Annotated in this window: 27 protein-coding genes and 1 pseudogene; 21 read left to right on the top strand and 7 right to left on the bottom strand. The window is 59.8% G+C overall.

Features of this window, described 5'->3' with window-relative positions; genetic code table 11:
* The first annotated feature begins 138 nt into the window (after window positions 1-138).
* The 11 genes from blh to arsH all read left to right on the top strand — a co-directional run bounded on the left by blh (window position 139) and on the right by arsH (window position 7,429).
* Window positions 139-1,437 (top strand): bifunctional sulfur transferase/dioxygenase Blh, encoded by a 1,299-nt coding sequence (gene blh, locus PVA19_RS07940; protein ID WP_274101917.1) that lies wholly within the window; start codon window positions 139-141, stop codon window positions 1,435-1,437.
* Window positions 1,434-1,766 carry a sulfite-sensing transcriptional repressor BigR gene (gene bigR, locus PVA19_RS07935; RefSeq protein WP_112359960.1) on the top strand — a complete coding sequence of 111 codons (333 nt, stop codon included), beginning with the start codon at window positions 1,434-1,436 and terminating at the stop codon, window positions 1,764-1,766. Before blh ends, bigR begins: the two co-directional genes overlap by 4 nt.
* Window positions 1,763-2,170 (top strand): YeeE/YedE family protein, encoded by a 408-nt coding sequence (locus PVA19_RS07930; protein WP_274101916.1) that lies wholly within the window; start codon window positions 1,763-1,765, stop codon window positions 2,168-2,170. The genes bigR and PVA19_RS07930 overlap by 4 nt, the downstream gene beginning before the upstream one ends.
* Complete coding sequence (locus PVA19_RS07925) at window positions 2,170-2,616, top strand: YeeE/YedE family protein (protein ID WP_112360018.1); 447 nt, start codon at window positions 2,170-2,172, stop codon at window positions 2,614-2,616. The genes PVA19_RS07930 and PVA19_RS07925 overlap by 1 nt, the downstream gene beginning before the upstream one ends.
* A gap of 233 nt (window positions 2,617-2,849) precedes the next feature.
* Complete coding sequence (locus tag PVA19_RS07920) at window positions 2,850-3,827, top strand: sensor histidine kinase (RefSeq protein WP_274101914.1); 978 nt, start codon at window positions 2,850-2,852, stop codon at window positions 3,825-3,827.
* Between the two features lie 83 nt (window positions 3,828-3,910).
* Window positions 3,911-4,273 carry an ArsR/SmtB family transcription factor gene (locus tag PVA19_RS07915; protein WP_062426266.1) on the top strand — a complete coding sequence of 121 codons (363 nt, stop codon included), beginning with the start codon at window positions 3,911-3,913 and terminating at the stop codon, window positions 4,271-4,273.
* Window positions 4,261-4,701 carry a GNAT family N-acetyltransferase gene (locus PVA19_RS07910; RefSeq protein WP_062426265.1) on the top strand — a complete coding sequence of 147 codons (441 nt, stop codon included), beginning with the start codon at window positions 4,261-4,263 and terminating at the stop codon, window positions 4,699-4,701. Before PVA19_RS07915 ends, PVA19_RS07910 begins: the two co-directional genes overlap by 13 nt.
* A 14-nt stretch (window positions 4,702-4,715) precedes the next feature.
* Window positions 4,716-5,243 (top strand): arsenate reductase ArsC, encoded by a 528-nt coding sequence (locus PVA19_RS07905; protein ID WP_062426264.1) that lies wholly within the window; start codon window positions 4,716-4,718, stop codon window positions 5,241-5,243.
* The gene (gene arsB / locus PVA19_RS07900) at window positions 5,243-6,301 is read left to right on the top strand and encodes an ACR3 family arsenite efflux transporter (protein WP_062426263.1); all 1,059 of its coding nucleotides are present in this window, start codon (window positions 5,243-5,245) and stop codon (window positions 6,299-6,301) included. The genes PVA19_RS07905 and arsB overlap by 1 nt, the downstream gene beginning before the upstream one ends.
* Window positions 6,302-6,303: 2 nt before the next feature.
* Window positions 6,304-6,726, top strand: a complete 423-nt coding sequence (arsC, locus tag PVA19_RS07895) for an arsenate reductase (glutaredoxin) (RefSeq protein WP_062426262.1) — start codon at window positions 6,304-6,306, stop codon at window positions 6,724-6,726.
* Window positions 6,704-7,429, top strand: a complete 726-nt coding sequence (gene arsH, locus PVA19_RS07890) for an arsenical resistance protein ArsH (RefSeq protein WP_274101912.1) — start codon at window positions 6,704-6,706, stop codon at window positions 7,427-7,429. Before arsC ends, arsH begins: the two co-directional genes overlap by 23 nt.
* Before the next feature lie 12 nt (window positions 7,430-7,441).
* Here the strand turns inward: arsH and arsK are convergent, their stop codons facing one another.
* The 5 genes from arsK to PVA19_RS07865 form a co-directional block, all read right to left on the bottom strand.
* Entirely contained in the window at window positions 7,442-8,635 is a 1,194-nt protein-coding gene (arsK, locus tag PVA19_RS07885; RefSeq protein WP_274101911.1) for an arsenite efflux MFS transporter ArsK, read from the bottom strand.
* The gene (locus PVA19_RS07880; protein ID WP_274101910.1) at window positions 8,628-8,984 is read right to left on the bottom strand and encodes an ArsR/SmtB family transcription factor; all 357 of its coding nucleotides are present in this window, start codon (window positions 8,982-8,984) and stop codon (window positions 8,628-8,630) included. Before PVA19_RS07880 ends, arsK begins: the two co-directional genes overlap by 8 nt.
* A gap of 94 nt (window positions 8,985-9,078) precedes the next feature.
* On the bottom strand, window positions 9,079-10,080 hold the full coding sequence (locus PVA19_RS07875) for an alpha/beta fold hydrolase (protein WP_274101909.1): 1,002 nt from the start codon (window positions 10,078-10,080) through the stop codon (window positions 9,079-9,081).
* Window positions 10,081-10,157: 77 nt separating this feature from the next.
* Window positions 10,158-10,574, bottom strand: coding sequence for a DUF2177 family protein (locus PVA19_RS07870; RefSeq protein WP_111850375.1), 417 nt, complete (start codon window positions 10,572-10,574; stop codon window positions 10,158-10,160).
* 71 nt (window positions 10,575-10,645) lie between these two features.
* Window positions 10,646-11,017, bottom strand: coding sequence for a DUF2147 domain-containing protein (locus PVA19_RS07865; RefSeq protein WP_274101908.1), 372 nt, complete (start codon window positions 11,015-11,017; stop codon window positions 10,646-10,648).
* A gap of 179 nt (window positions 11,018-11,196) precedes the next feature.
* Here PVA19_RS07865 and PVA19_RS07860 point away from each other — a divergent pair, with 179 nt between their 5' ends.
* The 3 genes from PVA19_RS07860 to PVA19_RS07850 are packed head-to-tail and all read left to right on the top strand — an operon-like array spanning window position 11,197 to window position 13,572.
* Complete coding sequence (locus tag PVA19_RS07860; RefSeq protein ID WP_130979255.1) at window positions 11,197-11,985, top strand: DUF1295 domain-containing protein; 789 nt, start codon at window positions 11,197-11,199, stop codon at window positions 11,983-11,985.
* A 1-nt stretch (window position 11,986) separates the two neighbouring features.
* Complete coding sequence (locus PVA19_RS07855) at window positions 11,987-13,018, top strand: SAM-dependent methyltransferase (protein WP_113261636.1); 1,032 nt, start codon at window positions 11,987-11,989, stop codon at window positions 13,016-13,018.
* The gene (locus PVA19_RS07850; protein WP_113261637.1) at window positions 13,015-13,572 is read left to right on the top strand and encodes a hypothetical protein; all 558 of its coding nucleotides are present in this window, start codon (window positions 13,015-13,017) and stop codon (window positions 13,570-13,572) included. Before PVA19_RS07855 ends, PVA19_RS07850 begins: the two co-directional genes overlap by 4 nt.
* Here the strand turns inward: PVA19_RS07850 and PVA19_RS07845 are convergent.
* Entirely contained in the window at window positions 13,545-13,754 is a 210-nt protein-coding gene (locus PVA19_RS07845; RefSeq protein WP_062426615.1) for a hypothetical protein, read from the bottom strand. The genes PVA19_RS07850 and PVA19_RS07845 overlap by 28 nt on opposite strands.
* A gap of 245 nt (window positions 13,755-13,999) precedes the next feature.
* Between PVA19_RS07845 and PVA19_RS07840 the strand changes: the two genes are divergently transcribed.
* The 6 genes from PVA19_RS07840 to PVA19_RS07815 all read left to right on the top strand — a co-directional run bounded on the left by PVA19_RS07840 (window position 14,000) and on the right by PVA19_RS07815 (window position 20,937).
* A complete protein-coding gene (locus PVA19_RS07840; protein ID WP_274101905.1) occupies window positions 14,000-15,415 on the top strand; it encodes a phosphomannomutase in 1,416 nt (471 codons plus the stop codon).
* A gap of 113 nt (window positions 15,416-15,528) precedes the next feature.
* Entirely contained in the window at window positions 15,529-15,930 is a 402-nt protein-coding gene (locus PVA19_RS07835) for a group II truncated hemoglobin (protein ID WP_130979259.1), read from the top strand.
* Window positions 15,927-16,295: a DUF423 domain-containing protein gene (locus tag PVA19_RS07830; protein WP_274101904.1), complete on the top strand. Its 369-nt coding sequence runs from the start codon at window positions 15,927-15,929 to the stop codon at window positions 16,293-16,295. The genes PVA19_RS07835 and PVA19_RS07830 overlap by 4 nt, the downstream gene beginning before the upstream one ends.
* Before the next feature lie 178 nt (window positions 16,296-16,473).
* On the top strand, window positions 16,474-17,730 hold the full coding sequence (locus PVA19_RS07825) for a DUF2254 domain-containing protein (RefSeq protein WP_274101903.1): 1,257 nt from the start codon (window positions 16,474-16,476) through the stop codon (window positions 17,728-17,730).
* Between the two features lie 267 nt (window positions 17,731-17,997).
* A complete protein-coding gene (locus PVA19_RS07820) occupies window positions 17,998-19,521 on the top strand; it encodes an ABC transporter substrate-binding protein (protein ID WP_062439997.1) in 1,524 nt (507 codons plus the stop codon).
* A gap of 87 nt (window positions 19,522-19,608) precedes the next feature.
* Entirely contained in the window at window positions 19,609-20,937 is a 1,329-nt protein-coding gene (locus PVA19_RS07815) for a GH1 family beta-glucosidase (RefSeq protein ID WP_062426247.1), read from the top strand.
* 185 nt (window positions 20,938-21,122) lie between these two features.
* Here PVA19_RS07815 and PVA19_RS07810 read toward each other — a convergent pair.
* A pseudogene (locus PVA19_RS07810) lies at window positions 21,123-21,428 on the bottom strand (DUF2325 domain-containing protein); the annotation flags it as partial.
* Between the two features lie 563 nt (window positions 21,429-21,991).
* Here PVA19_RS07810 and PVA19_RS07805 point away from each other — a divergent pair.
* Complete coding sequence (locus PVA19_RS07805; protein WP_113180681.1) at window positions 21,992-23,182, top strand: efflux RND transporter periplasmic adaptor subunit; 1,191 nt, start codon at window positions 21,992-21,994, stop codon at window positions 23,180-23,182.
* Window positions 23,183-23,193 lie beyond the last annotated feature (11 nt).

Genomic DNA, 23,193 nt, shown 5'->3' with positions numbered 1-23,193 from the left:
TGCGATAACGACATGCGACAAAACAAGGGCCTAAAGCGAAGGAGCGAATCTGAAAGATCGCGCAACGCTTAAGCACTTGCAGCCTACATCATTATACATTATAAAATAATATATAATGACTTAGGATGGAGGGCACCTATGCCGGTCACCAAAATCTCCGACAAGCTGTCGGTCTCGACCCAGCCAAGTGTCGAAGACATCGAGGCTCTTCACTCTCAAGGCTTCACGACATTCATCAACAATCGCCCGGATGGCGAGGACACGGCTCAACTCGGCACGAAAGTGGAGGCGCAGGCAGCGGGCCAATATGGTCTGGCCTATAGCCACATTCCGGTGACGATGAGTACCATCACCGAGGCGGACGTGCGGGCCTTCCAGGATGCCATGCGCCAGTCCGATGGCCCGGTTTTCGCCCATTGCAAAGGCGGCACTCGTTCGCTCAGCCTCTATGTGATCGGCGAAGTTCTAGATGGGCGGATGAAAGCAGCCGATGTCGCTGCCTTTGGCCGCGCCCATGGCTTCGACATGGGCGTCGCAGAGACGTGGCTTGCCCGCCACACTTCTCGGCGGCCGCAGGTGCGAGGCTTCTTCGACGCCCGCACCTCCAGCATTCAATATGTGGTCTCTGATCCCGATGCCGGCAAATGCGCCATCATCGATCCGGTGTTGGATTTCGACGAGAAGTCCGGCGCTACAGCCACCATCAATGCCGATGCGATACTCGATTACGTGCGTGCCCAAGGTCTCACCGTCGAATGGATTCTCGACACGCATCCGCATGCCGATCATTTCTCTGCCGCGCACTATCTGAAACACAAGACAGGTGCCCGCACCGCCATCGGCGAGCGCGTCGTGGATGTCCAGGCGCTGTGGAAGGATATCTATAACTGGCCGGACCTCGAAACCGATGGGTCGCAATGGGACCACCTGTTTGCCCATGGCGAGACGTTCAAGATCGGCTCACTCGATGCGCGGGTTCTCTTCTCTCCCGGCCACACGCTTGCCTCGATCACCTATGTCATCGGCGATGCGGCCTTCATCCACGACACGCTGTTCATGCCGGATGGCGGCACGGCGCGCGCCGATTTCCCCGGCGGGGATGCGGATGCCCTCTGGCACTCCATTCAGGATATTCTGGCCCTGCCGGATGAGACACGGCTCTTTACCGGCCATGATTATCAGCCGAATGGGCGAACGCCGCGTTGGGAAAGTAAGGTGGCCGAACAAAAAGCCTCCAATCCGCATGTTGCAGGCGTCAGCAGGCAGGATTTCGTTACGCTTCGTACACAACGCGACAAGACGCTCCCCATGCCGAAGCTTATGCTTCATGCGCTACAGGTGAATATCTGCGGTGGCCGCCTGCCGGAACCGGAGGCGAATGGCAAACGCTATCTCAAGTTCCCGCTGGATGCCTTGCAGGGAGCGGTGTGGGAATGACCGCTTTGCCAAAAGACCTGGCGCTTTCGCCTGCCGAAATGGCAGACCGCGCCACAGATGTCGCCACCCTGCTGAAAACCCTGTCGCACCCCGCACGGCTGATGATCGTCTGCACCCTGGTCGAGGGGGAGTTCTCCGTTGGCGATCTGGAGGAGCGGCTCGATCTGCACCAGCCGCATCTCTCCCAGCACCTCACTGTGCTGAGGGGCTCCGGCATCGTCGACACAAGGCGCGATGGCAAGCAGATTTTCTACCGGCTGACCGAGGAAAAGGCCGCCCAACTGATCGCCGCGCTCTATAACATTTTCTGCGCGAGGGAGACGGCATGAGCCCTTATCTCGCCTCGCTTGCCGGCGGCCTGTTGATCGGCGCCTCCGCCGTCATGCTGCTCATCCTCAACGGTCGCATTGCCGGTATCAGCGGGATTGTCGGGCACCTGACCCAAGGCGTCGGGGTCGCCACCAATCTCGCCTTCGTGCTGGGCCTGTTGCTCGAGCCGATTGCCTATCTTTCTCTCTTCGGTGACTGGCCGCAGATCGAGATCACCACGCCCTGGCCACTCATCGCGCTCGCAGGCTTGCTGGTCGGCTTCGGCGCGCGCATGGGCTCCGGCTGCACCAGCGGCCACGGCGTGCTGGGGCTCGCGCGGCTGTCTCCCCGCTCCATGGCGGCAGTCGCGACATTTCTGGCAACGGGCATCGCCGCCGTTGCCGTCCTGCGGAGCATCGGATGATGAACCGCTCGATCCTTCGATTTTCCGCAGCACTGGCATCCGGCCTGGTCTTCGGCCTCGGCCTGTCACTTTCCGGTATGCTGAACCCTGCCCGCGTCCAAGCCTTTCTGGATGTCTTCGGCAATTGGGACCCGAGCCTCGCTTTCGTCCTCGGCGGCGCCGTCGCTGTTGCCTTTATCGGCGTGCGGGCAGCACGACGCATGGGGCACCCCCTGCTGGACGATATGTTCCACCTGCCGGCAAACCACAAGATCGATGCGCCGCTCATCATCGGCTCAGCGCTTTTCGGTCTCGGCTGGGGGCTCGGCGGTTTCTGCCCCGGCCCGGCCATCGCATCTCTCTCGGTGACAGCGCTCACCAGCGGTGCGCCACAGGTCATCCTCTTCGTCGTCGCCATGCTTTTGGGCATGACGCTTCATGACCGCCTGTGGAGCAGGCGTCCCTAACGACACGGATTGGCCACGAAATTCGGCACCGGGACGTTGAACGTGCTTGTCAGCGCTGCCCCAAACGCCGATTTTGCCCAATGCGCAGGGCAGAAGATCCCATGAACGAACTCACGTCACGTCGTTAACGAAGTATTGATAGGAACTTCTTCTTCTGTTGCGCCTTAAATGGTTATGGTATTGAATTAAGCGGTATTTCTTGCAGACCCGCATTTTGCTCAAGGTAATTTCCAGTGCTGGATGGCCCCAATAGTTCCCGCTTCATTGCCGCGGCATTTGCCGCTTCGGAAGACTGCATCAAAGTCATCGGCTTGGATGGCTCTTTGCAATTCATGAACGAGGGCGGCCAGAGGGTAATGGAGATCGAGGATTTTTCCCGGTTCAAAGGCTGCCCTTGGCCCGACTTTTGGGAAGGCCAGGGCAATACCGATGCTGTCGCGGCACTGGAAGAGGCGCGCGCCGGTCGCGCCGCGCGCTTCACGGGCTTTGCCAATACAGCGAAGGGCACGCCGCGCTATTGGGATGTGAAGGTCTCCCCGCTTTTCGATGACAAAGGTGCTGTCGAAGGCATCCTGTCCATTTCAAGAGACATCACCGCTCTCAAGTCCTTCGAGGATGAGCAGATCCTGTTGCGCAACGAGCTTGCGCACCGCATCAAGAATATCCTCGCCCTTGTGCAGGCGGTCGCGTCGCAAACGTTGAAAGACGACGCCGACATGGCAACCGCCAAGCCAACCTTCCTTTCGCGTCTGGGCGCTCTCAGCCGCGGGCATGACATCCTCATCAACGCCCACCACAACCCGACGCAACTGCGCACACTCGCCGAGGCCGTCGTTGCCGAACATAGCGCCGGTCGGGTTTTGATCGATGGCCCCGAAATCGATCTCTCGGCCAAATGTGCGCTTGCGCTTACCCTCGCCTTCCACGAACTCGCCACCAACGCCTTCAAATACGGCGCGCTCTCCAACGACACCGGCATCGTCTCGCTCACCTGGAAACTCAACGAAGACGCCGACCGCCCCACCCTCGAGCTCACCTGGAAAGAAACCGGCGGCCCCGAGGTCTTCCAGCCGACCCGCCGCGGCTTTGGATCGAGGATGATCGACAAGGCGCTCTCCTCCTATCTCGGAGGCACAAGCAGGATTGATTTCGACAGGGACGGACTGGTGTTTTCGCTCTCGGCACCGGTTGCCAATCTGATCGAAAACTGAGCCAATCCGCGAGCCTGCGGCGTTCTCCACGCCCGAAACACGCGCGCTGTTGACTCAGACAAAATATCCATTATTCTGGATATATGGATACTAATCTTGCCATTGCAGCGCTGTCGGCCCTTGCGCAACCCACGCGTCTTGAAACCTTCCGACTCCTCGTGAAGGCGGAGCCCGATGGTGTGGCGGCCGGTGAACTGGCTCGGTTGGTGGACGTGCCCCAAAACACGATGTCGGCACATCTCGGCATCTTGCAGCGAGCAGGCATCGTGAAAAGCGACCGGCAAAGCCGCTCCATTATCTATCGCGCCGATCTCGATGGTTTTCGTGCGCTGACGCTTTTCCTGCTCAAGGATTGCTGCAACGGCAATACCGCGCTCTGCGCCCCGCTGATCGCCGATTTGACGCCCTGCTGCATGCCCGAAGGCGCGACGCCATGCGCAAATTGATCCTCCAGCAGATAGCCGCGTCGGAAGCGCAACGCGAGGCACTTGAGGCGGAAGGCCTACTGGTCGAAGACCTCGAAGGACCTGACCGCAGATACTTTTCCGCGGTCGATGAGGAAGGTCGTACCGTCGGCTATTCCGGCCTCGAGCATTGCGATGAGAAGAATGCTCTCCTGCGCTCGGTCGTCATCCTGCCGGGTTTCCGCTCGCAGGGGCTGGGACGGCAGTTGGTCGAACTGACGCTGGCTGAGGTGCACCCGTCCGCGGACGTCTATCTCGCGACGACAAGTGCCGCGGATTTCTTTGAGAGCATCGGCTTTGCACTCATCAGACGCGACGCCGCGCCGAAAGCAATCCTATCAACCCGCCAGTTATCGGGCCTTTGCCCCGCGTCGGCAAAGATCATGAAACTGAGCAGGCCACAGACCTAACACGGAACGCGACCATGACCGACAAGACCTACAACGTGCTCTTCCTGTGCACGGGCAATTCTGCACGTTCAATCCTCGCCGAATCCATTCTTGCCAAGGATGGAGAAGGACGATTCAAGGCCTTTTCCGCTGGCAGCCAGCCCAAGGGAGAGGTGAATGCGCACGCATTGAAGGAGCTGGAGGCGCTCGGCTATCCGTCAACAGGCTTCTCTTCCAAAAGCTGGGAGGCATTCGCCGCTCCAGGTGCCCCGGAGATGGACTTTATCTTCACGGTTTGCGACAGCGCCGCCGGAGAGTCCTGCCCTGTCTGGATCGGCCATCCCGTAACAGCCCATTGGGGCGTCGAAGATCCGGCAGCAGTCGTGGGAACCGAGGTCGAAATTCAACGTGCCTTCGCGCAGGCGGCGCGGTTTCTCAAGAACCGCATATCGGCATTTTTAAGCCTGCCGATCACATCCATCGACCGCCTCGCCCTCGAACAGAGGCTCGCACAGATTGGCCGGATGGAAGGGTCTACCATAACCGAAGGAGAGAGCGCCTGATGTCCATGTTCGAACGGTACCTGACCGTCTGGGTCTTTCTGTGCATCATCGTCGGGATTGCCTTTGGCCATCTGATGCCAAACCTCTTCCAGACCATTGGCGCTGCCGAGATCGCTAACGTCAACATTCCGGTTGCGATCCTGATATGGTTGATGGTCATTCCCATGCTGCTGAAGATCGACTTCGCCTCGCTGGCGAAAGTCGGCAGCTATTGGCGAGGTATCGGCGTGACGCTGTTCATCAACTGGGCTGTGAAACCCTTCTCGATGGCGCTTTTGGGCTGGTTATTTATCGGCTGGCTCTTCCGCCCGATGCTGCCCGCGGACCAGATCGACTCGTATATTGCAGGCTTGATCATTTTGGCGGCCGCACCTTGCACAGCGATGGTTTTCGTGTGGTCGAATTTGACGAAGGGTGAACCGCACTTCACATTGTCTCAGGTCGCCCTTAACGACGCGATCATGATTGTCGCCTTTGCCCCGATCGTCGCCTTGTTGCTCGGGCTGTCGGCAATCACCGTCCCGTGGGCGACGCTGACAATCTCGGTTGTCCTTTATATCCTGATCCCGGTGGCCATCGCGCAGGTCCTACGAAAGCTGCTGACCTCCGATGGGACGACGCGGTCTCTGGACGCCCTGCTATCAAAGCTGCAGCCGCTCTCTCTCGTCGCACTGCTGGCAACGCTAATCTTGCTTTTTGGCTTTCAGGGCGAGCAGATCATCGCTCAGCCTGCGATTATCGGACTTCTGGCGGTTCCAATCCTGATCCAGGTGTACCTCAATTCGGGCCTCGCCTATCTGCTCAACCGCATGGCGGGCGAGCAGCACTGCGTGGCCGGGCCATCGGCCCTGATCGGGGCGAGCAATTTCTTCGAGCTTGCGGTGGCCGCGGCCATCAGCCTGTTCGGCTTCCAGTCTGGTGCCGCACTCGCCACCGTTGTTGGCGTGCTCATCGAGGTGCCCGTCATGCTGTCCGTCGTCTGGATCGTGAACCGCTCGAAGGGCTGGTACGAAAGCGCCCCGTCCGTTTCAAAGAACGCCCAAGCCAAGGAGGCATAACCATGCATGTGACCATCTATCACAATCCGTCCTGCGGAACGTCGCGCAATACGCTGGCCATGATCCGCAACGCCGGTATCGAACCCACGGTCATCGAGTATCTCCAAACCCCGCCATCACGCGCAGAGTTAAAGGCAATGATCATCGATGCTGGACTGACGGTCCGCGAAGCAATCCGGGAGAAGGGCACGCCCTATGCCGAACTGGGATTGGACAATCCGGCGTTAAGCGACGAGCAGTTGCTGGATGCCATGGTAAAGGAGCCGATCCTCATCAATCGGCCTTTCGTGGTTACGCCGCTCGGAACACGGCTCTGCCGTCCGTCGGAAGTGGTGCTGGAAATTCTGCCCGACAGCCATAAGGGTGCCTTCACCAAGGAAGATGGAGAACAGGTTCTCGATCATGAGGGAAAGCGTATTGTCTGAGCACCTCCCCGCTTTACAGAGCGAACATCTCGATCCCATCCCGGCCGAGGCCCTGCGTCCTGCAATGTCGGTCCACAGCCCGCGCATCCTCATCCTCTATGGATCGCTCAGAGAAATGTCCTATAGCAGGCTCCTTGCCTTCGAGGTCCGTCGCCTGCTGGAGCATTTGGGGTGCGAAGTGCGGTTGTTCGATCCCGCTGGACTTCCGCTTCCGGATGAAGCACCGGCCAGTCATCCTAAGGTGCAGGAACTACGCGACCTCTCGCAATGGTCGGAGGGGCAGGTCTGGATCAGCCCGGAGCGCCACGGCGCCATGACCGGCATCATGAAATCGCAGATAGACTGGATCCCCCTGTCGCTCGGTTCCGTGCGCCCCACCCAGGGCAAGACGCTCGCCGTGATGGAGGTTTCCGGCGGCAGCCAGTCCTTCAATGCGGTCAACCAGATGCGCATCCTCGGCCGCTGGATGCGGATGATCACCATTCCCAACCAGTCTTCGGTCGCCAGAGCATTTCAGGAATTCGATGCCGAAGGGCGGATGAAGCCATCTTCCTATTATGATCGCGTCGTCGATGTCTGTGAGGAACTGGTGAAGTTCACCCTTCTGACACGCGATGCCTCGCCCTATCTGACCAGCCGTTACAGCGAGCGGAAGGAAGAAGCTGCAGCACTTCAGAAGCGGGTGTCTCTGAACTCGATCTGATCGGCGGCGCGCTTACGCCACCTGAGCGCGGCAGGACCGCGCGACAATGACGAAAGCGGCAATGCTGAACGCGCCAAGTCCTGCATTTGCTGCAAGCGCAAAGCTTAGACCGACATTTTCCATCGCGGCAGCAAAGGCGAATGGCGCGAAAGCGCCGACCGCAAGCCGTGCAGCGGTCAGTTTGCCGGTCATTGCGCCATAGCCTTCCGAGCCGGCGAGATAAAGCGGCAGGCTTCCCTGTGCGATGCTGTTGATGCCGGAGCCAAGCCCGAGACAAATGGCAAAGGCCACCGCACCCGGCAACCAGTCTGCGCTGAGCAGCAGCATCACCACCCCGGACACGATCAGCACCGCGGACAAAACGGCAAGGCCCGGCGGCGAAAGACGCTTTCCAAACACCATGTTGATCAGGCGGCTCAAAACCTGGGCCGGGCCGAAGAGAGAACCGATCACGACCGCGGCAGCACCCAGCCCGATCGATCCGAGCATGGGCACCATATGTGCCAGCATGGCGGAAAGCGTAAATCCGAGAAGCGCGAAAGCGACGGAGACGATGAGCATGGTCCTCTGGCGCATATGCGGCGGAACGGCGCCGACGACAGTCGGTTTCGCGCCAACGGGCAAACCGCGTGCCTTCTTGCCGAGGCTTCTGATCCAGACATGCAGCGGCATGCAGACAACAAGGTTGAGTGCTGCAAAGACGAGATAGATTTCACGCCAGGAAAGATGGCTGGCAAGCACGCTGGAGATCGGCCAGAAGATCGTTGACGCAAAGCCGCCTATCAGCGTCAGATAGGTAATGCTCCGCGACGCGCTATGGGCATCGCTCTCCACCAGCGTGGCGAAGGCCGCCTGATATTGCACCATGCCGGACGAAACCTCGAGCAGGATGATGGCAATGGCAAAAGTCGCGACCGAAGGTGCCGCAGCGCATAGCACGAGCATCACCGATGCCAGCGCGGACCCGACCGCCATGATGGTTGCCGCACCCAGCCGGTCCATCTGTCTGCCGATGTAAATTGCCGAAAGCCCGCCGATGAAAAGGGAGACGGAGAACACCCCGAACACCTGCGCCAGCGAAAGCCCAAGATCCTGCGCCATGCCGGGCGCCAGGATGCTGAAGCTGTAATAGAGCGTGCCGTATCCGATGATCTGCGTCAGGCCGAGCGCTGAAACGAGAGAGGCAGAAACGCGCGACCTATTCAACGGCGTTCACCCTTGCAGCAGATAGATGACCCTCGGACGACGAGACGTTATGCCGGATCGCGGAGTTACCAGCGCAGCAGTCTTCCATCAGGAAGGTCACAAGCTCGGCAAGCGTCTCGAAACTGGCACGATAGATGATGGAGCGTGACACCCGTTGCTGGTTGATCAGCCCGGACCGCTCCAGTTCCTTGAGGTGGAATGAAACATTGGTGGCAGAAACGCCCATGCGTTCGGCAATTTTACCGGCCGCAAGTCCATCCGGACCCGCTACGACCAGGGCCCGCACGATGCGAAGCCGGGTTTCCTGGGAGAGTGCCGCGAATGAAGAAAGCGCCTGGCGCTCGTCCATATTTCAACAATCCTTGAACTATTGGATTGAGACATACGACATGCAATGAAGATCGGCAAGTGTGGCTGTGACTGGTCGAAATATCGTCCTGCCGTCACATCGCGCCCTTGTCGCTGGCAATTCGCGTTTCCACCGTCTTGGCGATGGCTTTCAGATTGCGGGGCTTGCCAGCGATTTTCTCCAGCGCTGCGACGACCAGATCGCGGGCGACGTAATCCGACTTGTGGCCGAGATTATGGACGACGATAAGCTCTGCTCCCGGGATATCGCGGGCAAGATGCTTGGAGTGGATTTCGGTCGAGACCACGCCGTCCTTGTCCCCGGCAATGATGATCGTCTTCGCTCTGATCTGCCGATAATTCGCAGAGGCATCTTTTGCCCAGCCGTTCAGCGCACCCACTTCCTGGGCGTTGTGACGAAAGGCAACGGGGCGCAAGGCACGGTAGGCTTTGGTCTTCGAAACATAATCGGATGGCATGGGGTTGGGTGCGAAGACGCCTTTGACCGCACCGTTCAACACAATCAGCCCGGCAGGCGGGGCAATCAGGGTGCTGAAGAATACGCCGGCCACGGGCACGCGTGCGGCGTCATAGTACCAGCTGATGCCACCCGGCCACGGGTAGAGGGCTGGTGACAGAAAGACGAGCCCTTCGACCATATCCTTGTGGCGCAGCGCGAAGGCCGCCGTGATCGCGCCGCCGAAGGAGTGACCAACAATGATTGCCTTGCGGATGCCGCGCTTCTTCATCGCCTCGGCAATCGCATCGGCCTGCGCGTCCGGCAGGATGTTTTCCTTCGGTCCGACATCGGAAAGACCATGCCCCGGCCGGTCGACGAAGAGCAGCTTGCCGCGTCCTTCCAGCGGCTCGCGGAAGGAAAAGAGCGGATCGTAAAGGCTGGCACTCGCGCCATGGATGAAGACGATCGGCGGAAGATCGGCCTTCTTTCCGGCGGGCAGCAGGATGCTGTTCAGCTTGAAGCCGCCGACATCGACGCTCTCCTCACCCTTGGTCGGGCTATCCGATCCAGCGATCGCAGGCGTCATCATGCTCATGGCAAGAACCGTTCCGAGCATCGGCAGAAAACTGTTGGGCATGATCGTCCTGAGAAGAGAGGTAACATCACGTCTTGAACCCGGCCATCTCGATACGCAAGACGGAAACGGCCGGGTCCTTAATGGGCAGAACGCCCATTCAGCTTTCCCGTCAGCCAGCAGGAGCAGAACGCCGTGGCCGCGGAAAGTACCGAACCCCAGATGAGGTCGGCAATGGTCAGCGTCGTCGGCCAGGTTACGAGCGTCGCCTGATTGGTGAGGTCATAGGTGCCATAGGCAGCAAAGCCGAAGAAGGCGCCATTGCGCAGCGCCACCACAAGGCGGCGCTGGTCGAGGCCGGGAAGAACCGCAAAGAAGCTCAACGCCGCACAATAGATCAGATAGAAGAGCACGGCGGGAACAAGGCGGAACTGCGGCGCCAGAAGATCACCCAGAAGCGGACGGTAGAGACGGTCCGCCATGGTGCTGAGCCACACCGCATCGATGGCCAGGAAGAAGACCATGGTCGCGATATAGGCGATGACGAACCGTTTCATGAGAACTCCCACGTCTTGAAGCATTTCTGGACGCAAAGCGCGCAAAGCTGTCGCGCCCGGCACCCCAAGGATCAGTTGATACGCGTCCAGTTGACGCCCTTGCAGATGATGCCTGCCAATACGCAGCCCTTGGTCGTCATGTTGGCGCCTTTGACGGAGACGGTCAGTTTGTAGGTGAGGTCGCGCTGCGGATCGAAAGCGGTGCCGGAATATTCGCCGTCGGATGTCGGCTTGATGCTCATCACCAGCTTGTCGCCCGTCTTTTCCTTCGGCGTACCCGGCTTGATCCAGGTGTTGATGGCGCAGATGTCAGAGCCGCAGGGCGCAATCCGGACCTTGGCATTGCCATCGCCGCGCGCCCACTGGCCCTCGATCGTATCTGCAAAGGCACTGCCACCACTCAAAGCAAGGGCAAGGATGGACAGTCTAAGAACCGTTTTCATGCTCAAATCCTTTAACAAGAGGCGTCACTGCGCACCGATGACGAGAACAACGCGCCGACCTTGATTTCGGATCACAAGAAACGGCGTAAGAATTTTTTTTCTTCTGCAAGGAAACCATGACCGGTCGTTCTCCGTAGATTTGGCAGACTCATCATGCTGATCACGGAAAGAACTTTCCTATGGATGTCCTCTTCCTGTTTCTGATTGCCCTTGGCCTGTCGCTTGCCATGATTGCGGCCTGGGCCGTGCAACGCCGCACGGGGGCAAGCGGCTGGATCGATACGATCTGGTCTTTTGCCGTCGGTATCGGCGGCATTGTCGCAATCCTTATTGCTGATGGCACGCAGGAGCGCAGGCTTGCCGCATTCCTGCTCGTGGCCGTCTGGTCCATCCGGCTGGGCAGCCATATCGGCTCTCGCACCAAGGGCGGCGGCGAAGATCCGCGTTATGCCAAGCTCGTCGAGGAATGGGGCGACAACGCCTCCAAACGCCTCTTCCTGTTTCTGCAGATCCAGGCCCTCGCCGGGTTCATTCTGGTCCTTGCCATCTATCTGGCAGCCTTCAGCACAGCCAGCTTCCCCCACTCGCTGGATTTGATCGCCGTCGTCATCGGTCTTCTGGCCATTGCTGGCGAGGCGCTGTCGGACCGGCAACTGGCACGCTTCCGCAAGAAGCCGGAAGCCAAGACCGAGGTCTGCGAGGAAGGCCTGTGGCGCTATTCCCGCCACCCCAACTATTTCTTCGAGTGGCTCTACTGGTGCTCATGGCCGCTGCTGGCGCTGACAGGCCCCTCGCCTTTCGCCTGGGCAGCGCTTCTCGCGCCAGCGTTGATGTATTGGCTCCTCGTCCACGCGTCCGGCATCCCGCCGCTTGAAGAGCACATGCTGCGTTCGCGCGGCGAAAAGTTCCGCGCGCTTCAGCGCCGCGTCAACGCATTTTTCCCCGGCCCACGCAAAGAGGAGGCATGACATGAACATGTTGGCATTCGCCATCAACGCAGCCGAAAAGGCACCGCTGTCCGACGGCCTCACGCTGACCGGCATCGATTTCCTCTGCAACCGCACCAAGCGCCGGCTGGAGAAGGTGCCGGAGAGCAAGGAGGCTGGCTTCGCCCGTGACATGGCGGATTTTCCTGTCGCCACGCACACCGATGACGCCAACCGCCAGCACTACGAAGTCCCGGCGGAATTCTTCTCTCTGGTGCTCGGGCCGCAGCGAAAATACTCCTGCTGCTATTACCTGGGCGATTCCAGCACGCTTGCCGACGCTGAAACCGCGGCACTGGCTGAAACGGTCAAGCATGCCGATGTCCATGACGGTATGGATGTTCTGGAGCTTGGCTGCGGCTGGGGTTCGCTATCGCTTTATCTGGCGCGGCAGTTTCCCAATGCCCGGATAACCTCGGTTTCCAATTCCGCCTCGCAGCGCGCCTATATTGTCGGGGAGGCTGAGCGCCAGGGCCTCAGCAACCTCACCGTCATCACCGCGGACATGAACGACTTTTCCCCATCGGGGACATATGACCGCATCGTTTCGGTCGAGATGTTCGAGCATATGTCCAACTGGCGCGCTCTTTTCGAACGCACCAATGGCTGGCTGAAGACGGATGGAAGGCTGTTCATCCACGTCTTCACCCACAAGAACCGCTCCTACCGCTTCGATCCGAACGACCCTGCCGATTGGATCGCACATCACTTCTTCACCGGCGGCATCATGCCGGCGCATGATCTCCCGCATCGTTTCGCCGATGTCTACGCCGTGGAAGCCGAATGGCGCTGGTCTGGCACGCATTACCGCCGGACTGCCATGGACTGGCTTGCCAATTTCGATGCCAAGTCGGAGAGGATCACACCGATCCTGCAGCGTGTTTACGGCAAGGACGCCTCGCTGTGGCACCGCCGCTGGAGACTGTTCTTCCTCGCCACCGCAGGGCTTTTCGGCCACGACAAGGGCGAGGTTTGGGGCGTCGGACATTATCTGCTGAAGCCGGTCAGCAAATGACAGACAAAGGCGCAAGCGCGAAACAGGATGCGTTGACGGCAGCCACCGTCACCGTTGCCTGGGTCATCATTGCCAACAAGCCGTTCTACCCGCCGACCATCTGGTGGGTCGTCGGCAATGGCGTCGAGGCGGCATGGATCAGCGTGCTTTCCATGCCCTTCTTTCTCGCCATCCCCTTCATCGCCAGGCGGTCCGCACTGGCGGCAAGAATTGCGCTTCCCCTCATCGGCACCATCGACACGGTGTTCGAAACCAAGCTGTTCGGCACGGGATCGGGCACCGAGCTGTTCTTTGCCGCCTGTATCATGCTCGTGGCACTATCTTTCAGGGCAAGCGAAAAACTCTGGCAGATCGGCCTGACGGGCGTCGTCTTTGCCGGGTTCTTGACCACGCGCTACCTGATCGGCGATGCGTTGCACATCTGGAGCGCGGAGGATCTGGGCAAGCTCTTCAACCTCAACGCTTTTGCCGTCGCCTGCCTCACCGCCTTCATCGCGCTTCGCTATTCAGGCCTTCGCGGCGCCGATCACTCCTCCGGCACCAGCCCGTCATAGACTTCCAGAAGTGCGGCGGAGATGGCCGCGCCCAGCGCATTCGCCGCATCGCGGATCTCCTCGTCCTTGCCATCGCGTGACGCGATCGCCAGCGCCGAAGCCTCGACCGCGATGATCTCCTTGGCACGCTCAATGGCCCAAAGGCCAAAATCGCCACGGTTGTCGATCGATACTGTGTCCATTGCTTTGTCATCCCTTGGAAGCAATGCGCCGATATGGAGCAGTGCCAGAAAAAGTCTGTAAGCAAAAAGGCCGGTAAAAGCCACCGGTTGCAGGCTTTGCAGGAGGATCGATGCCGCTCGCACGTTAACGCAATACCGTCTTTCCTGATGACACGCCGGGATCAATGCCGCATGTTCCGGGTTAGAAAACATGTGAGCCCATGTCTCGGGCTTCGAATAGATTTTGAACAAGGAGCTTTTTTGAGATGAGTTTGAAGTTTGGAACGAGCGGTCTGCGCGGCCTGTCGGAAGATCTGAAGGGCAAGGCTTCCGCCCTTTATGCCACAGCCTTCGCCCATCATCTTCTGAACTCCGGCCTGGCAAAACAAGGCGACCCGATCCTGGTCGGACAGGACTTTCGCGACTCCAGCCCAGCGATTGCCGCAAGCTGCATCGGCGCGCTGAAGGCCGCCGGCCTCAAGCCGCTCGATTGCGGCGCGCTGCCGACGCCGGCCCTGGCGCTTTACGGCCTGTCGCTCAAGGCAGCGGCCCTGATGATCACCGGCTCTCACATTCCCGCAGATCGCAACGGCATCAAGTTCTACCGCCCGGATGGCGAAATCGACAAGCAGGACGAAACCGCGATTGCCGATCTGGCCGCAAGCCTGAAGCAGGACGAACTGACCGTTGAGGAAGGCACGGGCGAAAGCCGCGGCAGCGAGGCAAACGAACTCTTCTATGAGCGCAATATCGGTCTTCTGCATGACAATGCGTTGAAAGGCCTGAAGATCGGCGTCTATCAGCACAGCACCGTGGCGCGCGATCTCTTCGTCGACGTCCTGGCCCATTACGGCGCCGACGTCGTGGCGCTTGGCCGCTCGGAGAGCTTCATTCCGGTCGATACCGAAGCGGTCTCTCCCGACACGCTCGAGAAGCTGAAAGCCTGGGCGCCTGAGCATGGTCTGGATGCGATCGTATCCGCCGATGGCGATGGCGACCGGCCTTTGCTTGCCGATGAAACCGGCACGCCGCTGCGTGGCGATCTCATCGGTCTCATTACCTCGAACTTCCTCAAAGCAGGCGTCGTTGTCACGCCGGTCACCTCCAATTCCGGAATCGAAGCGGCGGGTGACTTCAAGGTGGTGCGCACCAAGGTCGGCTCACCTTTCGTCATCGCCGGCATGGCCGATGCGCTGTCGGAAGGTCACGACCACGTGGTCGGCTTTGAGGCCAATGGCGGCTTCCTGACAGCCACGCCCTTTACCCTACACGGCAAGCAGATCGCCCCCCTTCCCACCCGCGACTGCTTCCTACCGATCCTCGCCACGCTGCAATTGAAGGCAAGCGAGGGCAAAACCCTGTCCGAGGTGGCCGCTGCATACTCGCTGCCGGTCGCAGCCGCCGACCGCCTGCAGGATTTCGCCCAGGAGAAGAGCTCGGCTCTGATGGAGCACCTGCGTGCCTCGCGCAGCAATCTCGAAGCGTTCCTCAAGCCGGTCGGCGCAGTCCAGTCCACCAGCGATATCGACGGCCTGCGGGTCACGCTCACAAATGGCAACACCATCCACTTCCGCCCCTCGGGCAATGCCCCGGAAATGCGCTGCTATGTGGAAGCCGCGAATGAAGACGAGGCCAATGCGCTGCTGAACCAGGGCCTCGACCTCATCCGCAATTTCGGCTGATCGTCTTTGACGATCATCAGGATGCGGCAACGCAAATTGCCGCATCCTGGCCTTTCCATTTGCACTTTCCCTGAGGACGCGCCAAAAGCGGAGCAAACGGAGACGGCTAAGGCGTGGCAGACGATACGATCACTCTCTATGAAGCCATTGGTGGAGACGCCACCGTGCGGGCGCTCACCCGCCGCTTCTATCAGCTGATGGACACATTGCCGGAAGCCGCCCATTGCCGCGCCATCCATCCGGCCGATCTTTCCGGCAGCGAAAGCAAGTTCTACGATTATCTGACAGGCTATCTCGGCGGACCGCCGGTCTATGTGGAAAAATACGGCCACCCCATGCTGCGCCGCCGCCATTTCGTCGCACCGATCGGTGCAAGCGAAAGGGATGAGTGGCTGCTCTGCTTCCGCCGCGCCATGGATGAGACGATCGAAAACCCGAAGCTACGGGACATCATCTGGGCGCCGGTCGAAAGACTGGCCTTTCACATGCAAAACCAGGAAGAGGCGCAGCCATGAACCAGGCTATCCTGAAAGCCGGGACACTGTTTTTGAGCGGCGTCCTCGGCGCCTCCGGCGTAGCCCTTGCCGCCGCTGCCACCCACACAGGCGCGACAGTGCTGCTCGGTAATGCGTCCGCCATGTGCCTTGCCCATGCGCCGGTGCTGCTCGGTCTTCACCTTGGTTGGGATCGTATCAAGACCGCGCTGCCCACTGCCCTTCTTCTCGGCCTTGGAACCGCACTCTTTGCCAGCGATCTCGTCTCCAAGCATTTTACCGGCGAAAGCCTCTTTCCCATGGCCGCGCCCGCAGGCGGTCTCGGCATGATCTTCGGCTGGTTGGCGCTTGCAGCCTCGGCCTTTTTTCCATCCGCACGGGACTAGCGCCGCGAAATAGCGGCTCACGCAAACCACGGCAAACGCGTCCAGCTTGACCCGAAGCGTTGCACACCCATTTACGGAACGCCCTCCGCGTGACGTCGTTATCGCTCTGAAAAGTGTCGGAGTGAAACCGGATCGTCGGCGATTGTAGACGATCGGGTTGCAATGGAGCGGGGGCTATATGACATCGAAATGGCAGTGGTGGCTCAACCAGATCGTCCGGCGAATATGGTTCAGGGCCACGTTGTTCTCGGTTGGAGGAGTCGTGACCGCACTTCTCGCCGTCGCCTTCTCCTCCTACATCCCGGCAGAGCTTCCCGCGAAGATCGGTGCCGACGCTGTCGACAAGATCCTCGGCATCATTGCCTCGAGCATGCTGACAGTGACCACCTTCTCATTGAGCACGATGGTCGCCGCCTATTCGGCTGCAACGAACAACGTGACGCCACGGGCCACCAAGCTCGTGATGGAAGACAGCACGACGCAAAATGTGCTGGCCACCTTTGTCGGCTCGTTCCTCTTCAGCCTCGTTGGCATTATCGCGCTTGCAACCGGAGCCTATGGCGACCAGGGCCGCGTGATCCTTTTCGTCGTGACGATCGGCGTCATCCTTCTGATCATCGTCACCCTGCTTCGCTGGATCGATCACCTTTCACGCCTTGGACGTGTGACGGAAACGACGGAGCGCGTGGAGAAAGCCACCATCGAGGCCTTACGGTCCTGGATAGAAAGCCCGTGCCTGGGCGGGAAAGAACTGGAGTACAATGATCCGAGGCTGAGTGCGCCGAACACGCCCGTTCACCAGCCGAAGGTTGGCTATGTCCAGCATGTGGATGGCGGCGCGCTCGGGCAAATTTCGGAAGAACTTGACGTGGAGATCGCAGTTGTGGCGATAGCCGGCAAGCTGGTTGCCCCCAATATTCCCCTGGCCTGGATCGTTGGGGATGTCGATGAAGAGGGTCAAAAACGCGTAGCATCGGCATTCACGATTGGGGACGTCCGATCCTTCGATCAGGACCCGCGTTTCGGTGCTGCGGTTCTGGCTGAAATCGCGTCCAGGTCCTTGTCGCAAGCCATCAACGATTCCGGCACTGCTATCGATCTGATTTCGAGATATATGCGTGTCCTGACGGTCTGGGATGAACACGCCGACGACATCGACGTGCAATATCCGCGCCTGCATGTCGCGCCCATCAGGCTCGAAGATGTCTTCGACGATCTCTTCATTCCGCTTGCCCGCGATGGCGCCGCGATCCTTGAAGTCGGCATTCGACTGCAGAAGGCGTTCATCACCCTTTCCGGTTTTCGCCACCCCGAGTTCAAACGCATTGCCGTCCAACATTCCAGAAGCGCAATCAAGCGTGCCGAAGCAACATCGATGATCGAAGAAGACCTCGACAAGCTTCGGCGTATCGCAGGCCTGTTGGGACCGGCGTAAGACCGGGCGGCGGACAAGGGCGATCCGCAGATCGCCTCGCTCGGCGTGTGAAATGGATAGCGATCCACTTTGACCGCAACGACGACGTTTCGGTGCGTCTTTGCCAGAACGCGCATGTGCTTTCGCGTCGATCCCCGAGACCTCTTATGAACTTCGCTTGCACGTGACTGTGCGCGCAAACGCATTTGACAACGCTCATCATCCCGCTACAGTATGACGCAATAAGAATGCATATTCCATTATTGTGGATTCAAAAGAGGGAACGTCATGCTCAAACGCACTTTGCTTGCAGCCTCCTTGTTCTTGCTGCCCGCCATGTCCACGCCGAGTTTTGCCAGCGGCGTCGTCAATGTCGCGACGATCGGTGAACCGCCCACACTCGACCCGATGGCATCGACCGCCGATGTGGTGGGCATGATCACGCAGCACATCTTCGAAACGCTCTTCACCTTCGATGCCGAATGGAACGTCGTTCCGCTGCTGGCCGAGGGAATGCCGACCGTTTCCGCCGACGGCAAGACCTATGACATCGCGCTGCGCAAGGGCATCAAGTTCCACGACGGCTCCACCATGACATCCGCCGATGTCGTCGCCTCGATCGAGCGCTGGGCCAAGATCGCATCACGCGGCAAGCAGGTCGCACCTTATCTGAGTTCGGTCACCGCCAAGGGTGATGACGGCATTCAGATCGTGCTGAACAAGCCCTATGCGCCGTTGCTCTCGCTTCTCGCCTTCAACAATTCCGCCGCCGTCATCATGCCAAAGGCAAACCTTGCCGAAGACCCGCTGACCAAGATCATCGGCACCGGCCCCTATATGCTGAAAGAACGCAAGGCCGACCAGTATATCCAGCTCGTCCGCTTCGATGGCTACCAATCGCGGTCCGAAGCGGCCAACGGCTTTGGCGGCGCACGCAAGGCCATTCTCGATGAAGTCCGCTTCGTGCCGGTTCCCGATGCCAATACCCGCCTCGAAGGTGCCGTCTCCGGCCAGTTCGACTATGCCGACTCTCTTCCGCCTGAAACCTTCGACCGCCTGAAGGCGTCGCAGGCGTCCGAGCCTGTGGTGCTGAAGCCCTATGGTGCGCCAGTCATGGTGATGAACACCAAGGAAGGTGTGCTTGCCAACAAGGAGATGCGCCACGCCATCCAGGCCGCGCTGAACCCGGAAGACATGCTGCTGGCCGCCTTCGGCAATCCGGAATTCTTCGCCGTCGATGGCGCGCTCTATCCGCAAGGCTATACCTGGCACACGGAAGAGGGCATCGAGCGTTATGGCGCGGGCGATCCCGAAGCGGCAGCAGCCATGGCCAAGAAGGCCGGTTATGACGGTGAAAAGCCGATCCGCATCCTGACCAGCCGCCAGTATGAGTTCCACTACAAGATGGCGCAGGTGGCGGCCGAGTATCTGAAGGCCGCCGGCTTCAAGGTCGAGCTTGGCGTCTTCGACTGGGCAACGCTGACCACCCGCCGGGCCGATCCGAAACTGTGGGACATCTTCATCACCCACGGCCCCTTCCCGCCGGAGCCTATCCTCAACGGCTGGATGTCCGACAGCTATCCCGGCTGGTGGTCGACACCTGCCAAGGCCGCAGCAGTCGAGCCCTTCATTGCGGAATCCGACCCGGAAAAGCGCAAGGCCCTCTTCGCCGAAATTCAGAAGGTCTTCTATGAGGAAGCCCCGGTTTACAAGGTTGGCGATTTCAATGCGCTGAGCTCGAAGAAGAAGACGCTCAAGGATTTCAAGCCATCCCCTTGGCCGTATTTCTGGAATGTCAGCACCGGAAACTGAGGTCACCTCTCCTCCCAAGAAGACACGTGTCCCGCATCCTGTGCGGGGCACGCCGCAAGCCTCCTTCATCGATTATGAGCATCTGTCATGACGCGTTCTTTTCCCAAGGACTTTCTCTGGGGCGTCGCCGCCTCCGCCTTCCAGACCGAAGGCGCCGTCAACAAGGATGGCCGCGGCCAGAGTGTCTGGGATGTTTATGCCCACACGCCGGGCCGCACCACCAATGGCGAGACGGCGGATATCGCCTGCGATCACTACCACCGCTATCCGGAAGATATCGGCCTGATGAGCGGTCTTGGCGTCGGCGCCTATCGCCTGTCGACCGCATGGCCGCGCATTTTCCCGCAAGGCTCCGGCCAGGTGAACCAGCGCGGGCTCGATTTCTACGACCGCGTCATCGACCTCCTTTTGCATGAAGGCATCGAGCCGTGGATTTGCTTGCATCATTGGGACATGCCAGTGGCGGTGGAAGAAAAGGGCGGCTGGCGCTCGCGCGAAACCCCAAAGATCTTCGCCGATTACGCCGCGACGATTGCCCGCCACTTTGGCGATCGCGTCAAACGCTTTGCGCCGATCAACGAACCGAACGTCATTCCCTGGGTCGCCTATAATGTCGGCCGCCACGCGCCGGGCAAACAGTCCTACGAGGACAGCCTGCAGGCCATCCACACGCTGAACCTTGCCCATGGTTACTCGGTCAAGGCCGTTCGCGCCGAAGCGCCCAAGGCGGAAGTCGGCAACATCGTCTCGCTCGGGCCGGTACGTCCGCATTACGACGACGCGGCCCACGAGGAAGCCCGCATTCTAGGCGATTGCCTCTGGCGCCGCGTGACCGTCGACCCGCTGTGGCTCGGCACCTATCCGGAGCCGATCGCCAAGCAAATGGAGCCGTTCATTCTTGGCGACGACATGGCCGATATCAGCCAGACAATGGATTTCTTCGGCCTCAACCACTACAATCCGGTCTTCGTCGGCCCCAACAAGAACACGACCTTCGGCGTTGCCGAGACCGCCCCGCCCACCGGCATGGGTCCGCTCACCGATGTCAACTGGGTCGTCGATCCGCAAGCTTTCCTCGAACAGATCCGCGATACCAGCGAGCGCTATAACAAGCCGACCATCTACATCACCGAAAACGGCGCCTCCTATCCGGACGCGCTCGGCCCGGATCGCAAGGTCATCGACAAGGATCGCATCGCCTATTTCGAAGGCTACCTGAACGTTCTTCTCGACGCACTCGAAGAAGGCCACGATATCAAGGGCTATTTCGCTTGGTCGCTGATGGACAATTTCGAATGGGGGCGCGGCTATTCCAAACGCTTCGGTCTGGTCTATGTCGATTACCCGACACTACAGCGTATTCCGAAGGCGTCATATCACTGGCTGAGCGATGTGATTCGGAAGAACGCTTTGTAAAAGGTGATAGGAACTCTCCTGAAGAGAGGTGACACTGCAAGCTTCAACCTCTCCGTCATCCTCGGGCTCGACCCGAGGATCCATGTTTCAAGCGCTTACGGGTGCGGCTGCGGATTCTCGGCTGAAGGCCGAGGATGGCGAGAGCCGAACTTGAGAGGCCTTTTAAGCCCCCTCAGCATCATCCCTTAATTCGCACCGCGCTCATTCATCGTCTGCAGCGCCCGCTCGAGGCTGGACTTGCTGCCATTGCGCAACGGGATGAAAGTCTTGCCGAACTTCTTGCAGCCGGATTTGACGCGCAGGCACGCGTCGTGGCTGATACAGTCGATGGGGCAGAAGACGCAGTCGACCGACGGTAGCAGCGTGTCGATGCGGGAAACCGCTTCGCGCAAGCCCCCGTCATGGTGGATCAGTTCGGCATCGAAGTTGCTGGCGATCTGGCGCAGATGCGCCACCTGGCAGTCGCGCCCGCCGACATAGAGAAAGCTCTTCGGACCGGAAGGTGCCTGCTGTTGTACGGACGTGTCCGGCGATTGAGAGCGATCATCCTGCTTGCCCCGAACTGCCTTCTTCTTTTCTTTCCGCGCCATGCCTCACCTTGCCGTTGAAACCCGGCCCTCTGCCGGTTCTTGGAGCGCACGATATTAAAGATGAGTTTTAGAGTAAAGAATAAAGTTGATGATAATCGTCATGTTTTTCTCAAACATGCAGCGCACTGCGCGGAAATTCCTGATAGGCTGGTACCTGAGTGCCGATGAACCCGTTGGCCACCCACCAGAACGCTATTCAAAAATGTATAGCCGGGCCATCGGCTAGACGGATTGAAAAGTAGCGATCTCGCATTTACATTCCCCTCACCAGAGCTTTTACAAAGCGTGCATCAGGGGAATGGGACACGCTTGCGTAATATCGCCGACATCGCGGTCAGGTAAACCGGATGGAGGCTGATATCGTAGAAGAGTCTAATGAATATCGCATGCACTTCTCGCCGAAGATGATTGGCGCCGATGACGGCGCATGATCATCGCGCGACCCACTGTGGACGGACAAATATATGCAGCGCATCGCACCGATTGCAGGTTTTACTGCCCTTCTTCTTCTGGGCTCCGCTCTTCAGACAGTGGCGCAGGCAGAAGGTGAGCCCGTGCAGGCAAGCCGCAACAACCTGCCCGCCATCGTGGTGACGGAGGTGGCAAAGCGCGACCTCGTGGACCGCGTGATTGCCACCGGCACCATTCGCCCGGTGGACGAGATTTATGTCCAGCCGCAGGTGGAGGGCCTTGCCCTCGACAAGCTTAATGTCGATGTGGGCGACAAAGTGGAGGCAGGCTCGGTTCTCGCCGAGCTTTCCCGCGACAGCCTGCTTTTGCAAAAGAGCCAGCTGGAAGCCAACCGGGCGAAAGCCGAGGCAGGCGTTGCCCAGAGCAAAGCGCAGGTGATCGAAGCCCAGGCCAATCTGGATGACGCCGTGCGCCAGAAGGATCGCGCCGCCCGCCTTGGCCAGTCCGGCTCGGGCTCTGTATCCCAGGTGGAACAGACGGCAGCGGCGGCAGATGTCGCCAAGGCGCGCCTCGAGGCAGCCAGGCAGACCGTGACGGTCGGTGAAGCCGATATCAAGGTGGTGGATGCGCAGATCGAGGATATCGATCTGAAGCTCGCCCGCACCGGCGTCAAGACGCCCGTCGCCGGCGTCATTTCCGCCAAGAATGCCCGCATCGGCGCCATTGCCAGCGGGTCGGGCAACCCCCTCTTCACCATCATCCGGGATGGCGCGATCGAGCTTGTCGCCGACCTGTCGGAGACCGATATTCAAAAGGTCGAGGTCGGCCAGAAGGCGCGCCTCACCGTCGCCGGCGGCAGTCAGAAGATCGAGGGCACCGTGCGCATCGTCTCTCCCACGGTCGATCCGACCACGCGCCTCGGCGCAGTCCATATCGTGCTTCCAGCCAATAGCCCGGCGCGCGCCGGCATGTATGCCAATGCCGAGATCGTCGTTGCTTCCGCCAATGCGCTGGCCCTCCCCCTGTCGGCTGTTACCTCGGGGCGTGACGGCTCCACCTCGCGCAAGGTCGAAAACGGTGTCATCAGGCAGGTGAAGATCGAAACCGGCATTCAGGATTCCGGCTTTGTGGAAATCAAACAAGGCCTGTCGCAGGGCGACAAGGTCGTGGAGAAGGCTGGCGCTTTCGTCCGCGACGGTGACAAGATCAACCCGGTTCCGGCTGCCGCCGCGGCCTCGAACTAAAGCGAAGGCAC

The sequence above is a fragment of the Agrobacterium sp. CNPSo 3708 genome (assembly GCF_028674915.1).
Classification (GTDB): domain Bacteria; phylum Pseudomonadota; class Alphaproteobacteria; order Rhizobiales; family Rhizobiaceae; genus Agrobacterium; species Agrobacterium cavarae.
This window is presented reverse-complemented; position numbering and strand designations above follow the sequence as displayed.

What these genes read in the sequence shown, in the direction of transcription:
- PVA19_RS07825 (WP_274101903.1), top strand. Translation starts at nt 16,474, where the DNA reads ATGACATCGAAATGGCAGTGGTGGCTCAACCAGATCGTCCGGCGAATA.
- PVA19_RS07855 (WP_113261636.1), top strand. Translation starts at nt 11,987, where the DNA reads ATGAACATGTTGGCATTCGCCATCAACGCAGCCGAAAAGGCACCGCTG.
- arsC (WP_062426262.1), top strand. Translation starts at nt 6,304, where the DNA reads ATGCATGTGACCATCTATCACAATCCGTCCTGCGGAACGTCGCGCAAT.
- PVA19_RS07815 (WP_062426247.1), top strand. Translation starts at nt 19,609, where the DNA reads ATGACGCGTTCTTTTCCCAAGGACTTTCTCTGGGGCGTCGCCGCCTCC.
- blh (WP_274101917.1), top strand. Translation starts at nt 139, where the DNA reads ATGCCGGTCACCAAAATCTCCGACAAGCTGTCGGTCTCGACCCAGCCA.
- arsB (WP_062426263.1), top strand. Translation starts at nt 5,243, where the DNA reads ATGTCCATGTTCGAACGGTACCTGACCGTCTGGGTCTTTCTGTGCATC.
- PVA19_RS07840 (WP_274101905.1), top strand. Translation starts at nt 14,000, where the DNA reads ATGAGTTTGAAGTTTGGAACGAGCGGTCTGCGCGGCCTGTCGGAAGAT.
- PVA19_RS07905 (WP_062426264.1), top strand. Translation starts at nt 4,716, where the DNA reads ATGACCGACAAGACCTACAACGTGCTCTTCCTGTGCACGGGCAATTCT.
- PVA19_RS07860 (WP_130979255.1), top strand. Translation starts at nt 11,197, where the DNA reads ATGGATGTCCTCTTCCTGTTTCTGATTGCCCTTGGCCTGTCGCTTGCC.
- PVA19_RS07870 (WP_111850375.1), bottom strand. Translation starts at nt 10,574, where the DNA reads ATGAAACGGTTCGTCATCGCCTATATCGCGACCATGGTCTTCTTCCTG.
- bigR (WP_112359960.1), top strand. Translation starts at nt 1,434, where the DNA reads ATGACCGCTTTGCCAAAAGACCTGGCGCTTTCGCCTGCCGAAATGGCA.
- PVA19_RS07820 (WP_062439997.1), top strand. Translation starts at nt 17,998, where the DNA reads ATGCTCAAACGCACTTTGCTTGCAGCCTCCTTGTTCTTGCTGCCCGCC.
- PVA19_RS07875 (WP_274101909.1), bottom strand. Translation starts at nt 10,080, where the DNA reads ATGCCCAACAGTTTTCTGCCGATGCTCGGAACGGTTCTTGCCATGAGC.
- arsH (WP_274101912.1), top strand. Translation starts at nt 6,704, where the DNA reads ATGAGGGAAAGCGTATTGTCTGAGCACCTCCCCGCTTTACAGAGCGAA.
- PVA19_RS07910 (WP_062426265.1), top strand. Translation starts at nt 4,261, where the DNA reads ATGCGCAAATTGATCCTCCAGCAGATAGCCGCGTCGGAAGCGCAACGC.
- PVA19_RS07845 (WP_062426615.1), bottom strand. Translation starts at nt 13,754, where the DNA reads ATGGACACAGTATCGATCGACAACCGTGGCGATTTTGGCCTTTGGGCC.
- PVA19_RS07865 (WP_274101908.1), bottom strand. Translation starts at nt 11,017, where the DNA reads ATGAAAACGGTTCTTAGACTGTCCATCCTTGCCCTTGCTTTGAGTGGT.
- PVA19_RS07930 (WP_274101916.1), top strand. Translation starts at nt 1,763, where the DNA reads ATGAGCCCTTATCTCGCCTCGCTTGCCGGCGGCCTGTTGATCGGCGCC.
- PVA19_RS07850 (WP_113261637.1), top strand. Translation starts at nt 13,015, where the DNA reads ATGACAGACAAAGGCGCAAGCGCGAAACAGGATGCGTTGACGGCAGCC.
- PVA19_RS07805 (WP_113180681.1), top strand. Translation starts at nt 21,992, where the DNA reads ATGCAGCGCATCGCACCGATTGCAGGTTTTACTGCCCTTCTTCTTCTG.
- PVA19_RS07880 (WP_274101910.1), bottom strand. Translation starts at nt 8,984, where the DNA reads ATGGACGAGCGCCAGGCGCTTTCTTCATTCGCGGCACTCTCCCAGGAA.
- PVA19_RS07925 (WP_112360018.1), top strand. Translation starts at nt 2,170, where the DNA reads ATGAACCGCTCGATCCTTCGATTTTCCGCAGCACTGGCATCCGGCCTG.
- PVA19_RS07830 (WP_274101904.1), top strand. Translation starts at nt 15,927, where the DNA reads ATGAACCAGGCTATCCTGAAAGCCGGGACACTGTTTTTGAGCGGCGTC.
- PVA19_RS07915 (WP_062426266.1), top strand. Translation starts at nt 3,911, where the DNA reads ATGGATACTAATCTTGCCATTGCAGCGCTGTCGGCCCTTGCGCAACCC.